This is a genomic window from Solwaraspora sp. WMMD791, assembly GCF_029581195.1.
Taxonomy (GTDB): Bacteria; Actinomycetota; Actinomycetes; order Mycobacteriales; family Micromonosporaceae; genus Micromonospora_E.
The window spans coordinates 2730164-2745561 of the sequence record NZ_CP120737.1; the positions used below are offsets into that span (position 1 = coordinate 2730164).

General features: G+C 72.4%; 12 protein-coding genes. All 12 read right to left on the reverse strand.

The genetic code is table 11. The features are described from left to right. Window positions 1–29: 29 nt before the first annotated feature. The 12 genes from O7623_RS12060 to O7623_RS12115 all read right to left on the reverse strand — a co-directional run bounded on the left by O7623_RS12060 (window position 30) and on the right by O7623_RS12115 (window position 15162). The gene (locus O7623_RS12060; RefSeq protein ID WP_282228698.1) at window positions 30–1331 is read right to left on the reverse strand and encodes an oligosaccharide flippase family protein; all 1302 of its coding nucleotides are present in this window, start codon (window positions 1329–1331) and stop codon (window positions 30–32) included. Then, complete coding sequence (locus tag O7623_RS12065) at window positions 1310–2500, reverse strand: glycosyltransferase (protein WP_282228699.1); 1191 nt, start codon at window positions 2498–2500, stop codon at window positions 1310–1312. The genes O7623_RS12060 and O7623_RS12065 overlap by 22 nt, the downstream gene beginning before the upstream one ends. After that, window positions 2497–3714, reverse strand: a complete 1218-nt coding sequence (locus O7623_RS12070) for a glycosyltransferase family 4 protein (RefSeq protein WP_282228700.1) — start codon at window positions 3712–3714, stop codon at window positions 2497–2499. The genes O7623_RS12065 and O7623_RS12070 overlap by 4 nt, the downstream gene beginning before the upstream one ends. 22 nt (window positions 3715–3736) lie before the next feature. After that, entirely contained in the window at window positions 3737–4771 is a 1035-nt protein-coding gene (locus O7623_RS12075) for a sulfotransferase (protein ID WP_282229392.1), read from the reverse strand. A 2-nt stretch (window positions 4772–4773) separates the two neighbouring features. Continuing rightward, window positions 4774–5640: an FkbM family methyltransferase gene (locus O7623_RS12080; protein WP_282228701.1), complete on the reverse strand. Its 867-nt coding sequence runs from the start codon at window positions 5638–5640 to the stop codon at window positions 4774–4776. Continuing rightward, a complete protein-coding gene (locus O7623_RS12085; protein ID WP_282228702.1) occupies window positions 5631–6668 on the reverse strand; it encodes an NAD-dependent epimerase/dehydratase family protein in 1038 nt (345 codons plus the stop codon). The genes O7623_RS12080 and O7623_RS12085 overlap by 10 nt, the downstream gene beginning before the upstream one ends. Beyond that, a complete protein-coding gene (locus tag O7623_RS12090; RefSeq protein ID WP_282228703.1) occupies window positions 6668–7969 on the reverse strand; it encodes a nucleotide sugar dehydrogenase in 1302 nt (433 codons plus the stop codon). Before O7623_RS12090 ends, O7623_RS12085 begins: the two co-directional genes overlap by 1 nt. Before the next feature lie 26 nt (window positions 7970–7995). Continuing rightward, window positions 7996–8724, reverse strand: a complete 729-nt coding sequence (locus tag O7623_RS12095; protein WP_282228704.1) for a sugar phosphate nucleotidyltransferase — start codon at window positions 8722–8724, stop codon at window positions 7996–7998. A gap of 52 nt (window positions 8725–8776) precedes the next feature. Continuing rightward, window positions 8777–10381: a hypothetical protein gene (locus O7623_RS12100; RefSeq protein WP_282228705.1), complete on the reverse strand. Its 1605-nt coding sequence runs from the start codon at window positions 10379–10381 to the stop codon at window positions 8777–8779. Window positions 10382–10440: 59 nt separating this feature from the next. Continuing rightward, window positions 10441–12651, reverse strand: coding sequence for an acyltransferase family protein (locus O7623_RS12105; protein ID WP_282228706.1), 2211 nt, complete (start codon window positions 12649–12651; stop codon window positions 10441–10443). A 126-nt stretch (window positions 12652–12777) separates the two neighbouring features. After that, on the reverse strand, window positions 12778–13617 hold the full coding sequence (locus O7623_RS12110) for an IclR family transcriptional regulator C-terminal domain-containing protein (protein WP_282228707.1): 840 nt from the start codon (window positions 13615–13617) through the stop codon (window positions 12778–12780). Window positions 13618–13707: 90 nt separating this feature from the next. Beyond that, entirely contained in the window at window positions 13708–15162 is a 1455-nt protein-coding gene (locus O7623_RS12115; protein WP_282228708.1) for an amidohydrolase family protein, read from the reverse strand. Window positions 15163–15398: the final 236 nt, after the last annotated feature.

Here is a 15398-nt window from a genome sequence, read left to right on the forward strand (position 1 = left end):
GAGCTGACTCCTTGTCGTCGAGGGTGGCTTCACACCCGGGTCAACGGGGCGGGCTGTGGGAGCGCCCCGGCCGGTTCCGCAGCCGGGCGGCGGGTGAGTCGCCGGGTCAGCAGCCACCAGGACGAGACGGAGAGTCCGGCGTACAGCGTGACGCAGGCCAGGGCCGCCCCGAGCGCATCCCACAGCCCGACGGCGACGACGAACAGCAGCACCGCTGCCGCGCTCCAGAGCAGACCGAACGCGCCGACGGCGCCCATCCGGCCGGCGCCGAGCAGTGCCCGGCTGGCCACCGCGTACGGCACGAACGCGATCTCGGCGACGACGAGGACCAGCAGCAGCGGCCGGGCACCGACGAACTGCGGGCCGAGCAGTGGCACGATCACCAGCCAGCCGAGTGCGGTCGTCACCGCGCCGGTGGCGACGACGGCGACCGCGGTCGTCGCCACCGCCCGTACCGGGCGCAGCGGGCCGTCGGCGAGCGCGGCGTCGCGGTTGACGAGCTGGCCGATGGCGGTGGGCACCATCCGGGGCAGTTGGCCGAGGGTGGACGCCACCGAGTAGACGCCGACCGTCGCCGCACCGGTGATCGCACCGAGCACGTACCGGTCGAGTCGTAGCGTCAGCGCCAGTCCGAGGGTGAGGCCGAGCGCCCGGACCCCTTGGCGGAGCAGGGCGGCCAGGTCGCCACGGGTCGGCGGCGCGAAGCTCAGCAGGCCGGCGGCGCGCAGCCGGGTCACCTGGACGGTGACCGCCGCGAGCATACCGAGGCCCTGGCCGGCCAGCAGGGTCCAGACGGCCGGGGCGACGGCCACGGCGACGAGCAGCCCGGCGGTTCCGCCGACGGTGGTGGTGATCGCCCACAGGCTGCCGTTGCGGAACCCGCCGGCGGCGTACCAGCTGTCGGGCAGTTGGGTGTGGGCGACGTAGCCGCAGGTCAGCACGGCCAGGGCGAGCAGGTAGCGGGGGTCGGCCAGGCCCGGGTCGATCAGCGGCGCGCAGGCCGCCGAGACGGCGACGGCGGTGACAGCGGCGATGCCGACCGCCGCCACCGACCACCAGGTGTAGCTGGCGATCAGGTCGCGTCGGCGTACGTCGGCCGGGGTCGACGGGTACGCCGCCCGCAGTTGTGGACCGGTGCCCAGGCCGGCGAGCAGCGGCACGATGCCGGCGGTGGAGACGCCGAGCACCATCAGGCCGCGTCCGTGCGGGCCGAGCACCGCGCTGGCCAGCAGTGCCGCCACCATGTTGCTGCCCAGTTGGACGGCGCTGGAGCCGGTCAGCAGGGCGAGGGTGGACCGCCGGCTGCGGATCACCGGGGGTCGGCCCGCCACAGTGCCCGCCACTGTGCGGCCGCGTGCCGGGTCTGGAACGGCGACGCCGCGAAGCTCGCCCGGATCCGTGCCCGCCCGTCCCGGTCGGTCCGGGCGGCGCTGGTCACCGCCTCGGCCCACCGGTGTGCTCCGGCGGCCAGGTCGACGAGGGTGAGCCCGTCGACGTACCGGGACGCCTCCCGCAGGCAGGGCAGGTCGGTGGCGACGACCGGCAGCCCGGCGGCGAGCGCTTCGAGGACCACCCCGGGCAGTCCCTCCCAGTGGGAGGTCAGGACGAACACGTCGGCGGCGGCGAGGACCGAGGCGATCTCGTCCACTTCGCCGGCGAGGGTGACTGTCGGGTCGTCGACCACGTCGGGATGGGCCGACACGATGTCGTCGGTGCCGCACGGGCCGACGACCAGCAGCCGGGTCGTCGGTGCCGTCGGTGGCGCCTGGTCGCGGACCGCACGGTGCACGTCGATCAGGAACGGCCGGTTCTTCTCCGGTGCGGCCCGGCCGATGTAGCCGATGACGACGTCGTCGGAGGGGATGCCCCACTGTCGGCGGGCGGCCGTCCGATCGGGGCCGGCGACCCGGGCGGCGTCGACGCTGTTGTAGAGAATCCGGCAGCCGGGCAGGCCGACGCGGCGCCCGGCGTACGCCATCGCCGCGTCGCTGACCGCCACGATGTCGGTGGCGAACAGGTGCAGCAGTTTGCGCAGGACGGCGCGCAGCAGCCGGCGCGCGGCGGTGTCGCGGCGGCCGTCGCCTTCGCTCCACATCCGGGCGATCCGCACCGGTACGCCCCGTAGCATCGCCACCGCCAGCACGATCGCGCTGAACAGGCTGATGTGGGAGACCACCACGTCGACCGGTCGGGACCGCAGGTGCCGCCACAGCCGCACCGGGTGGGTGACGGTCGGGTGCTGCGGGACCTGCACGACCTCGGCTCCGGCGGCCCGGAACTGCGGGGCGAGGCTGCCCTCGCGCCCGCCCATGGTGATGAAGGTCTGCCGGACCTCGTCGGCCGGGATCGCCCGGCACATGTCGAGCGAGAGGGTCTCCGCGCCGCCCCGGTCGAGGCTGGCGATGACGTGGACCACGTGCACCGGTTCCGCCGGCACCCGGGCCGCCGCCGCTGGCGCAGCCGGTGTCCTGGTGGTCGACGGGGCGGATGGCTGGCTCACGCGTAGCTCCTCTGTGGGGTGCTGGGCTGACGGCACTGGGCGGCGGTCGCGGCGGCGACGGCCTGGTAGAAGGCGGCCCGGCGGGTGTGCAGCACGGTCGCGGCATAGTCCCCGGCGCGGGCCAGGTTGCGGGCCGACGCGGCGGCCATCGCCTCCGGTCGGTCCAGCAGCGCGGCGATGGTCGCGGCCAGCCGGTGCGGGTCGTCGGGTGCGACGGTGAACTCCGGTGGCAGCAGTTCGGGGATGCCGCCGACGGTGGAGCCGACGGCGGGCAGCGCCCGCGCCATCGCTTCGAGCATCGCGCGGGGCAGGCCTTCGGTGCGCGACGGCATGACGAACAGGTCGGCGGCGTCGAGTCGGCGGCGGACGGCGTCACCCGGTGGCAGCGCGCCGGTGAATTCGACCCGGTCGGCGACGCCGTGATGGCGGGCGAGGTCGGTCAGCCAGGGCCGGTACCGGCCGTCGCCGACGTGCACCAGCCGCAGGTCGCGGCCGGCGGCGACCAGCCCGGCGAGCGCCGTGATCAGGGTGTCGACGCCCTTGTAGCGCTGCTCCAGGGAGCCGACGCTGATCAGGGTGGTGGGTCCGGCGGGCCGAATGGCCGTACGGGGAGTGTCGACGTACGCGGCCGGGGCGAGGTCGACGTCGGATACGGCGACACTCGCTGCGCCCGGGGCGGCCGGATATCTGGCCTGCAGGAACTGCTCGGTCACGTATCCGACGGCGATGGCCCGCCGGCACTGGCGGCGCAGCTGCCGGACCCAGGTGCGGCGCAGCACCGGCCGCAGCGGGTGGTCCACCACGCCGGGGGCGAACAGGTCGTACGGGTCGCCGACGACTTCCACCGCGTACGGCAGTCGCTGCCGGTCCCGGGCGGCGGCGAGCAGGCTGCCGACCGGCGTCGGGGCCCGCAGGATCAGCGCGTCGGCGGGTCCGACGCAGTCGCGCAGCGCCCGGCCGATCGCGGCCCGGCGGGCGAGGTACTGGTAGGGGCCGAGGTAGTGCGGCACCGGCCACACCTGCACCTGCGGGCCGTCGACCCGTTTCGCCCCGGGCGGCGCGACGGTGGCGTCGCGTACCCGGGCGACCACCCGGACCTCGTCGAACGCCGTCAGGTACCGGGTCCAGAACTGGTGGTCCTGCCCGATCTCGGTCCACAGTCTGTTGTCAGGGGTCCGTGCGATCCGTCCTTCGACGGCCACCACCGCTCGCATCGATGTCTCCTTGCGTTCGAGGTCACACCTTTTGGCCAGCGGCGTGCCGGGCAGGTTCCGCTCCGGACGGGGCCGGTGGGCGCGGCGGTACGGCCTCGACCGGCGGCGTCGGCCGGTGGTAGCCGTACGCGCGCAGCAACGGCGCGGTCAGGGTGCCGATCAGCCGTCGGCGCCCCGCCGGCAACGAAGCGCGCCAGGCGTCGTCGACGCGTAGCCGCAGCCGGCCGGTGTCGAACCGCATCCGGTTGCCGGAGATGCTGTGCGGGGTGCCGAGTCGCGCGTGGTCGCTGCCCAGGAAGGACAGGTCGGCCCCGGCGAGGGGCAGGCCGGCGAAGTCTGCCAGGGCTGTCAGGGCACCCGGCGGATCGGCCAGGACGTCCTCGTAGCGCATCCGGCGCACCTGCTGGTCGACTTCGGGGGCGTCGGTGCGGCGGCCGAGGCGGGCCAGCAGGTCGTAGGCGGCGTTGTGCCCACTCCAGCTCAGCGCGCACCGGGCCGACGGGAACTTCGGCACCGGCACCAGGGCGCCGGCTTCGGGGTCGTGGACCTGTTTCATCCAGGAGTACGCGACCCCGCGCGGGTCCCGTACCAGGTGCAGGATCCGCAGGTCGGCCGGTCCGGCCCAGCGCAGGCCGTACGCCAGCGCGGTGTCCTTGGACGAGTCGACGACGACCTGTGCGCCGGTGATGGTCGCCGCCGCCGTGTAGATGCGCGCGTGGTACCCGACGTAGGTGGCGACCCGCGACCGGCGGCGGGCGGACAGCCGGGGCCCGGCGAGCCGTCCGATGTGCCGGGTACGGCCGACCGTGTCGCGGAGCCGGCGTACCCGGTCGAGGTCGACGTTGTGCCAGCCGCCGAAGGCGTACTCGCCGATGCGCCGCCACAGCGGGCAGTCGTGGAACGCGGCACCGCAGGCGCAGCGCCGGTTGTCGCGGACGCCGTTGTCCCAGACCTGCGCCACCTCGCCGAGGCCGCAGACGCCCGGTAGTTCGTTGAGAATCCGTTCGACCAGGGTGCTGCCGCTGCGGCCCATCCCGCCGATGTAGAGCAGTCGCATGCTCACCTGCCCCGGGTCGCGTACACGTAGTAGGGGATCCACGGTCGGGGATCGCCGGGCCGGGTGGTGATCGTGTAGCCGGCGTCGCGCAGCAGGGCCTTGACCGGCGCGAAGGTGCGCATCCAGGCGTCGGCGGGGCCCTCGGCCTTGAAGTCGTGGCAGGACACCACCAGGTTGTCGACGACGTCGAGCACGTCGACGGCGGACCGCAGCACCTCCAGTTCGGCGCCCTCGATGTTCATCTTGAGCAGGTCGACCCGGTCGACGCCGCAGCTGCGCAGGATCTCGTCCAGCCGTCGGCCGACGACCTCGACACCGCTGGCACCCGCGTCGCCGGCACCCGCGTCGCTGTCGTGCGGGCCGGCGCGGGTGATCCCGTTGCGGATGTGGCCGAGGGTGTCCTCGTCGAGGCGGACCGGGCCGGCCTCGCCGACGACGGCGCATTCCAGCAGGGTCACGTTCGACAACCGGTTCAGTTCGACGGTACGGCGCAGACAGCGGAAGGTGCGCGGATGCGCCTCGATGCTGAGCACCCGGCCGGTGTCGCCGACGGCCCGGGAGAAGATCCGGACCTCGGAGCCGACCCCGGCGCCGATGTCGACGACCGTGCCGCCGGGGCGCGGGTGGTGGGCGTAGAGGAAGGTGTCCCGGGCGATCCGGTCCTCCTCGGCGGCGCACACCCCACCCAGCGTGGTGTTGACCACGACCCCGCTCGGGTACCGGTGGATCCAGTCCTGGTCCTCGTAGCGCACGACGCACCGCGACCGGGACCGCAGCGACAGGGCGATCCCGCCCAGCCCGGCGATGATCCGCGGATCCACCCGGTCGTCGACCGCGTCGAGGATCCGTCGGCGCAGACTCACCGACATGGCGGCACCTGCTTTCCGGTGTGGTCCGGCCGGACCGGGTCGGTGGTGGCGCGGTGCCCGTGGTCGGGTCGCCAGTGGTCGCGGTACCAGGCGAAGGTCCGGGCGACGCCGTCGTCCAGCCCGACCTGCGGCTCGTAGCCGGTCAGCCGGCGCAGGGTACGCAGGTCGGGGCAGCGACGGTGCACCGAGCCGGCCGGTGCCGGCTCGGGTTGCAGACTGGCGTGGCTGCCGGCGGTCCGCAGCACCAGTTTCGCCAGGTCGGCGATGTTGGTCTGCTCGGCGTCGTTGCCGATGTGCACGATCTGCCCGGTCGCGGCCGGGGTGGCCATCAGCCGTAGGACCGCCTCGACCGCGTCGTCGACGTGGCAGAAGGCCCGGTACTGGTCGGCGCCGGGCACCCGGAACGGGTCCTCGCCCCGGATCGCCCGCAGCGCCATCTCCGGCACCACGTGGTCGGTGCCCATCCGTGGCCCGTACACGTTGTGGAAGCGGCCGACGACGGCGCCGGCTCCGACGGCGCGGGCGCCGTGCAGCACGGCGGCCTCGCCGAGCAGTTTGCTGGTGGCGTACGCGAACCGGGGCGCGGTGACGTCGGCCACCATGGCGGGCACGTCCTCACCGGTCGGTACGGCGGCGACGCCGGCGGCGACGGCACCGGCGTACACCTCGCTGGTGGAGCTGAAGAAGACCCGGTCGGCGGCGGTCAGCCAGTCCATCAGGTGCAGGGCGACCAGCGAGTTGACCCGGACCACCCGGGCCGGGTCGGCTTCGACGTTGCGGACCCCGACGACGGCCGCGAGCAGGTACACCTGGTCGAACCGGTGGGGCAGCGCCGCCCAGGTCGCGGCACGGGTGAGGTCACCGGTGACCACGTCGACGGCCGGGTCGGCGCAGACGCGGGCCAGTTCGGCGTCGTCGCGGCCCCGGGAGAAGTCGTCGACGACGGTGACGGTGTGGCCGTCGGCGAGCAGCCGACGGGTCAGGTGCAGTCCGATGAAGCCGGCACCGCCGAGCACGAGCGCGCGCATCACACCAGCTCCCCGGCCGGGCGGTAACCGATGCCCTCGTAATGGGCGCCGGCGGCCCGGACCAGTTCCTCGTCGAGGATGCGCCACGAGTCGTAGACCAGCCGGACGCCGGTGCCGGGCAGCAGCGTCGTCACCGGCAGTGCCCGGTAGTCGGGGTGGTCGTTGAGCACCAGCACGGCGTCGGCCTCGCTGAACGCCTTGTCGAGGCTGACCGGGTCACCGCCGTGTGCCCGGATGACGTCGTCGGTGACCAGTGGGTCGTGGCCGAGTACCCGCAGCCCGGCCCGTTGGAAGACCGGCATCATCGGCACGATCGCCGCGCCCCGCATGTCGTCGGTGGGCGGCCAGCCCTTGTAGGCCCAGCCGAGGACGGCCAGGGTCGCACCGGCGGTGCCGCCACGCAGCTGCCGCAGCCGCCCGACGACGGTCTCGGCGACCTGCACCGGCAGTTGTTCGTTGCGCTGGCGGGCGGCCGCGACGAGCAGCGGGGTGTGCGCCGGTGCGCTGGCGCCGAACAGGTACGGATCCTTGGACAGGCAGCTGCCGCCGACGAAACCGGGGCGGGCCAGGTCGGGCCGGGGATAGTCGTGGTTGGCTGCCCGGACGACCTCCAACGGGTCGACGCCGTGCGCCCCGGCGAGCAGGGCGATCTCGTTACCGTAGGCGTAGATCAGGTCGGTGTGGCAGTTGTTCGCGAGCTTCACCAGCTCGGCCGCCTCGAGGCTGGAGACCGGGACGACCTGGCGGGCGAGCACCCCGAACAGAGCCACCCCGGCGTTACGGCTGGCGTCGTCGAGTCCGCCGACGATCTGCGGCAACTCGGCCAGCTCCCGCATGGCCTGGCCCTGGATGGTGCGTTCCGGGGCCATCACCAGGCGGGCCCGGCCCCAGGCCGCGGTCAGCGCCGGCAGCACCGTCCGCCGGCTGGTGCCGACCGGTACGGTGCTGCGGACCACCACGAGGGTGTCCGGTCCGCACTGGTGGGCGATCTGTGCCGCGGCGGCGGCGATGTTCGTCAGGTCCGGTTGCCGGGTGTCGGCGCGCACCGGCGTCGACACGCAGATGATCGCCGCGTCGAGGCCCGCCGGCAGGTCCGGGTGGATGAACAGCGAGGTGCCGAGGGTCTCGGTCAGCGCGTCGGCCAGGCCCGGCTCGTAGAGGTGCACGCGCCCCTGGGCGAGGGAGTCCCGCACGGTCGGCGAGCTGTCGACGCCGTACACCTCGAAGCCGTTGCGGGCCAGGCCGGCCGCCAGCGTCAGGCCGACGTAGCCCATCCCCACTACTGCGATCCGGTTGAACACGGTCTCTCCTTTCGGGATACGGGTGGTCACCGGGGGTCGCGCAGGGCCGCCGGCAGCAGGATCGGCGCGAGGGTCGCGAAGGTGCGGTTCGCCTCGTCGTAGTCCTCGGGACGGCCGATGTCGAGCCAGTAGCCGTCGAAGTCGTAGGCGGCGGGCGGGTCGCCCCGGTCGATGAGGTCGGTCATCAGCCGGTCGAATCCGAGGGCGATGCCGACCGGGTACGCCGCGATCGTGGACTTGCTGAGCCCGTAGACGCCCATGCTGACCCGGTAGTCGAGGACGGGTTTCTCCTTGAACTCGACGACCTTGTCGCCTTCGACGGCCAGCACCCCGAAGTCGACCTCGACCTTGCGGCGGAAGGTCGCGACGGTCACCGGGGCGCCGGAGTCGACGTGGGCGCGCAGCAGGTCGGCGTAGTGCAGGTTGGTCAGGATGTCGCCGTTCATCACGAGGAAGCGGTCCGGCAGCTGGTCACGCAGGCCGAACAGGGGGCCGACGGTGGACAGCGGGGTCCGTTCCTCGGCGTAGTCGACGTGCAGGCCGAACCGGGTGCCGTCGCCGACGAAGGCCCGGATCAGCGAACCGTGGTGATTGATGGCCAGCGTCGCGGTGCGGAAGCCGTACGCGGCGAGTTGATGCAGGACGATTTCCAGGATCGCGAAGTCGTCCCCGATCGGCACCAGTGGTTTCGGCAGCGCGGTGGTGTACGGCCGCAGCCGAACGCCTTTGCCGCCCGCCATGATCACGGCGTGCATGTCATCCACGGTGCACCCTCCATCACTATTTGATCGCTTTTGAGGCTAGCACTCACTTAGAGGCATAATGTCCAACTTTGGGATTGTCGACGACTGACGCCGGCCGCCGGGCCAGCGCGCAGAACGCCACCACCGTCAACGGCAGCGCCTCGCCCACGTAGAACGCCAGGATGTTGTCCAGGTCGGCGGTCACCAGGATGACCGTGACCGCGCACAGCGGTACGCAGAGCAGCTTCGGCGTGAGCTGCGACGACCGCCTCGCCCTGTGGTGGTAGCGGCAGGCGAACCGCAGAAACAGCCCGAGGACGCCGAACGACGCCAGCGCACCGGCCGGACCGAAGTTCAGGGTCGCCTCGCCGGTGATCCCGAAGACCCGCTCGGAGCGCAGCCCCGACTCGTACACCCCGGGCCCGTACAGCGCGTTGGTGCCGACCTGGGACTTGTCCCGCAGGTCGACGTCGACCAGAGTGCTGGGCACCAGGGACAGCGGTGCGGCCAGGTAGGTGCTGCCCAGACTCCAGCCGACCGCGTCGGCGCGTTCCCGGTCCAGCAGCAACGCCTGGATGTCGGCCCGGCCGAAGTCCCCCAGCAGCACCATCGGCAGGCCCCGCCCGGTCGTCTCGGAGACCTCCTCGACGGTCCGGGTGCCCTTGGCGATGTCGACCACCTCGACACCGGCACCCTTGTACAGCCCGTAGCCGTAGACGAAGACCACGACCACGGCCGCCGAGGCGAAGAACGCCTTGCGGGTGATCGGGACGACCACCAGGTGGACCAGGACCAGGCCCAACACCAGCGGCCACAGCACGCTCGACCGGCTGCCCCGCAGCCCGCTCACCGCGAACTGGACGACGACCAGCCCCACCAGCAGCAGCACCACCAGGCCGGCGTGCTGCCGCAGCACCCGCCGCCAGCGCACCGCCACCAGACTGAACAGCAACAGCGGAAAGGACTCGCTGAGCAGCAGCAGCCAGCCCAGCCCAGCCAGCGCCTGGCGGTCCTGGGCCATCGCCGTGACGAAGTCGACCGGCCCGCCGAGCAGGGTCACCAGGGCCGCAAACGCCAGGACACCCACGGCGATCGCCGCCACGGCGAACCGCTGGAACCGCACCTCGTCGAACCTCAGGAACCGCCCCTCGTCATGCCGCTGGAACCGCACCTCGTCATGCCGCTGGAACCGCACCTCGTCGCGGCGGTCGGCCGGTGCCGGCAGACCGGGTCCGACCGACGCCCGCCGCACCCGCCGGGCCGGCGCCGACACGATCGCCCGGTAGCCGGCCAGGCCGACCGCGTTCAGCAGCGCCATCGCACCGAGCGCGGCCCGCCAGTCCGGCGTGGACGGAAACAGCAGCGGCGGCCAGAAGTCGAGCGTGACGTGCAGGATCGGGGTGAGGTAGTAGAAATGGACACCGAACAGGCCGAGGATCGCCTGCGGGTCGAACACGTCGCGCCGGCGCAGCAGCCACTCGACCGCGTCCACCCCGATCAGCACCCCGCACACGGTGACCGGGATGAGAAACCAGTGCTGCAGCAGCGGATTCGTCGCGGCCAGCACCGCACTGGTCGCCGGGACGAGCGCGGCGGCCAGCAGCCAGCTGACGACCGGGGCGTCGGACCGGCGACCGGCCGCCACCGCGCCGAGCCCTCCGTCAGGCAACCCGGCGGGCGTCGCACTGGACGACCCGGCGGGGTCGGGTCTCGCCTCGATCGCCGCCACTAGGCACCCAGCCGGCCGATCCGCTCGTCCAGCACCCGCCAGAGCAGCCGCGAGTAGGTGGCCGAGATGTGGTTGCCATCGCGCAGCGTGACGACGTTGCCGACCAGCGCCGGGCAGACCGTCGCGGTGCAGAACCAGGGCGTCGGATCGACGACCAGCGCGCCGTGCCGGGCGACGGCATCGGCGATCAGCTGGCGGCGGCGCGGCTCCAGCACCACGTCATCGACGGCACCGTGGCAGGTACGGGCGTCGTCGAGATGGACGGCGAGACAGTCGACGACGGTCGGGGGCAGCCACGGCACATCGCCGATCAGCACCACCTGACTGCCGTGGGAACGCAGCTCCGCCACCGTACCGGCCCAGCCGTCCGCCCAGACCTGGTCACGGTCGGTGAATCTGCCGACCGGGTCGCCGAAGGTGTAGTTGGTCGAGGAGGTGACCACCAGCGCCGGCCGCAGCTCGCGGATCCGGTCCAGTGCCTGGTCACGCCACTGGACACATTCGTCGTACGGGCGGTTGACCGAGTCGAGGCGGAAGCGGACAGAGGCGGCGCTGCAGAAGCCCTTGACCATGACGACCAACCGCCAACCGCGGGCGGTCACCAGCTCACGCAGGGCGGGGAACCAACTGCCGGCGTGCGAGTCACCGAACAGCACGACGGTGTGGGTCGCCGTCGGGTCGCCGTACCCGCAGGGGTGGTCGGTCCCGGTGTCGGTGATCTTCAGGACCACGCAGCCGTCCTGGAACACCGTCGGGATGTCTGTCGTGACCTGCGGCAACGGCGGTGTCAGATTCACCGGTACGGCCGGTGCGGCGACGCTGGCAGCGACCAGCCGGCCGAGGTCGCGCTCCACGTCAGTCGACGCGGACAGCACGGCGGCGGTGTCGACCGGGGCACCGGTGCCGGACACGGTCGGGCGGACCAGCACCGCCGACACCGCCACGGCCCCGACGGCCGCCGACGCCACCACGGCCAGCCCGACGGTCCGCCAGGGACGGACCGCCAGCACCCGGGCTCGGCGGAGCGGGTCCTCGACGAGCCGGTACGTCACCACGGCGGCGAGCAGCGCACCGGCCACCAGGGCCAGGTTCTGCCAGAGTGTCGCGGTGCCGCCGAGCAGTGCCGCGCCGATCACCAGGAACGGCCAGTGCCACAGGTACCACGAGTAGGACAACCGGCCGATCCACTGCAACGGTGCCCGGCCGAGCAGCCCGACGGCTCCCCCGGTATGCGGCACGCACCCGGCCGCGATCACCATCGCGGTGCCGGCCACCGGCAGCAGGGCAGCGTACCCGGGGAACCGGGTGGTGCCGTCGAACAGCACCGCCGCCGCCACCACTGCGGCCAGGCCGGCCCAGGTCAGGCCGGCGGCCAGCCGGGCCGGGATCCGCGCGACGGCCGGCAGGCCGAGCGCGAGCAGTGCGCCGGCGAGCAGTTCCCAGGCCCGGGCCGGCGAGCCGAAGTAGGCGTACCCGGGTGAGTGGCTGGTCAGCCACACGCCGAGCACGAAGGACGACACGGCAAGCGTGCCGACGACGACGAGCGCGGTGGTCGGGCCGGCGGCGCGCCGACGCCGGGCCCACAGCAGCAGGACGATCAGCAGCAGCGGCCAGCACAGGTAGAACTGCTCCTCCACCGCGAGCGACCAGTAGTGCTCCAGCGGCGACTCGCGGCGCATCGAGTCGAGGTAGTCGACACTGTTGCGGGCGAGCAGGAAGTTGACGCAGTAAGCGATGCTGGCCACCGCCTGGGTGGCGATCCACTGCAGCTGCAGCGGCAGCCACCACCAGGAAGCGATCAGGGTGGCGACGAGGACGACCATGGCGGCCGGCAGCAGGCGCCGGGCCCGCCGCGCGTAGAAGCCCAGGATCGAGACCGATCCGGTGCTGGTGAACTCGCGCAGCAGCACCGTGGTGACCACGAAACCGGAGATGACGTAGAAGACGTCGACGCCGACGTAGCCGCCGTCGAGCAGCGGCACCCCGGCGTGGTAGGCGACGACGAGCCCGACGGCGACCGCCCGCATCCCTTCGATGTCTCGACGGAATCCGCCGGTCGGCCCCCGGTGGCCGGTCGTCGGCCGACCGGTGTCCACTGCGGAGTGTCCAGGACCGGCCGCTTCCGGGCGGGCCACGGTCGCCACGGGCGTGGCGAGGGCCACTCGTGGCTCGCCGGTGGCCAGTTCGGCACTGGTCATTGCGCTGCGCACCCACTCTCCGGACCCCGACAGGTACGGACAGTTCTATCAGCGCCTTTACCACCAAGAGCGATGTTTACCGAAAAAGGGGCACAATCCGGCGAAAGCTATCCGAATGGCACAGGAGCCGCCGTACGGTCACGGGTGCGCAGGTTGAGCGGCGAACTGCCGTACGGTCGACATCGGTACGGCGGCCAGCAACGCCCAGTCGTGACTGATGTCGGCGGCGGTGCTGAGCAGCTTCGGCAGATGCTCGCCGAGCAGCTTCTCCATCGAGGTCTCGGCGGCGTGCACGGTCACGTTCACCGCCGCGACCACCCGGCCGTCGCCGTCACGTACCCCGGTGGCGACCGACCGGATCCCGGCGGCCAGGTCCTGGTCGGCGGCGGCCCAGCCCCGCGCGCGGACCTCGCGCAGCACCCGGTCGAGCTCGGCGCGCTCCGGCTGCCAGCGCGGGGCGATGCCGGAGCGACCCGGATGCGCCAGTACGGCGGTCAGCTCCTCGTCGTCGAGGGCGGCCAGCAACACCTTGCCCATCGAGGTCGCCACGGCCGGGAACCGGGTGCCGATGGTCACCGCCAGGGTGACGATCTTCGGTACGGCGACCCGGGTGACGTAGACGATGTCGCTGCCGTCGAGCTGTGCCATCGACGTCGACTCGCCGGTCTGCTCCACCAGGCGCTGCATGTGCGGGCGGGCCACGTCCCAGATGCTCAACGCGTTGACGTACGCCATGCCCAGCTCCAGCACCCGGGGGGTGAGCGCGAAGCCCCGGTCGGCGGCGCTGCGCACGTACCCCAGCTCCTCGAGGGTGAGCAGGATCCGCCGTACGGTCGGGCGGGCCAGCCCGGTGGCGGCGGCGATCTCGCTCAGCGTCATCGTGGGCCGGCCGGGCCGGAAGCAGCGCAGCACGTCCAGCCCTCGGGCCAGCGCCTCGATGAAGTCGGCGCCCGCTTCACGTCCGGCTTCCCGCGCCATGGCGACCCTCCGCTGCCGATGACCCGGCGGGTGGCACCCGGCCGGGGACGGCCCCGGCGGACGGGCGTCCGCCGGGGGTTGTCCAGAAGGTCAATGCTTCCATTGGGCGCTGCCGGCGTCCCACTCGGTGTAGGTGTACGGGTTGTCCAGCACCTTGGTCTGCGGGATGTCCGGGTTCATGCCCTTGGTCCAGGCGTCGGCGCCCATCTCGGTGGTGAGGTGCTCGATCGTGCGTTCGACGGCGGCGCGGGCGGCGGCCAGGTCGACGTCGACCAGACGGTGTTCGTGCTTGACCAGCCGGCCGTCGATCACGACGCTGTGCACGTCGCCGCGCTGGGCCTGGAACGCGACGTGGCCGTACGGGTGCAGGATCGGGAACATCACCGGCGAGGCGTCATTCTTGATCAGCACCACGTCGGCCTTGCGACCCGGGGTGAGCGCCCCGACCAGGCTGTCCATGCCGAGCGCCCGCGCCCCGCCCCGGGTGGCCCAGTCCACGACCTGCTCGGCCCGCAGGTGGCAGTGGGTGACGGTCTCCTGCCGCCCGTGTGCTTCGAGGTGTTCGCGGGAGCGGTCGGCGCTGAGCGTGGCGCGCATCGCGGAGAACAGGTCGCCGCTCCACCAGACACTGGTGTCCATCGACAGCGACACCGGGATGTCGTGCTGGCGCAGCTGCCAGGTGGGCGGGTAGCCCTGGCCGGCGCTCTGCTCGCTCTCGGTGGAGACCGAGGCCGAGCCGCCGGTGGCGGCGATCCGGTTGTACGAGTCGCGGTTGAGGGTGGCGGCGTGCACGTAGACGGTCGATTCGGTCATGAAGCCGTTCTCGTGCATCAGCCGGATGCCGTCGTCGTTGGTGGCGCCCCAGACCCCGGCATGGGTGGTGACCGGCACGCCGAGTTCCCGGGCCACTTCGAAGGCGGCCTTCTCCGGGAAGCTCGGGTCGCCGGTGACGTCGAAGGCCATCTGGAAGCCCAGCATGTCGCCCTTGCCGTGGATGCGGCGGGTGACGAAGTCCCGGAAGCCGGGGCTGGTCGCCCACTCCCACGGGCCCTGCTGCAGGTTGCCGTAGGCCAGGACGAACCGGCCGGGGACGGCTTCGAGGGCGTCCACGGCGGCGTCGGCGTGCTGTGGGGTCTGCAGCCCGTGTGACCAGTCGACGGTGGTGGTGACCCCGGCGTCGATGGCCTCGATCGCGGCGAGCAGATTGCCGGCGTACACGTCCTCCGGACGGAACAGTTTGCCGGATTCGAGGTAGTACCAGACGAAGTACTGGGTCAGCGTCCAGTCGGCGCCGTACCCGCGCATCGCGGTCTGCCACATGTGCCGGTGGGTGTCGATCATGCCGGGCATGACGATGCCGCCGGCCGCGTCGATCTCCAGCGTCCCCTCCGGTACGGCGAGCGCCTCGCCGACCTCGGCGATCCGGTCGCCGACGATCAGCACGTCGGCGCGGGGCAGCACCGTGTGGCCGTCGTCCATGGTCAGCACCAGGCCGTTGCGGAACACCACCGGCCGGCCCGCCGTCTGCTGCGCGTCTGTGCTCATCGACGCCTCTCCCATCCCGCTTCACAGGTTGTCGGACCACTGTCCGCTAGACGGTCAATCACGATCTCAGCCAGTGTGTTCCGGGTCACGAGCGGCGTCAAGAGAAGATTTCAAACTTGTTTCATCCTAGCCTTGGCAGCTTGGAGCAGTGGGTTTACCGAGACCTCGCCGGTACGGGTTGACACAACCGCATCAACGAACCGAGACTCGATTCTCGGACGATCGTCCGCTGTGCG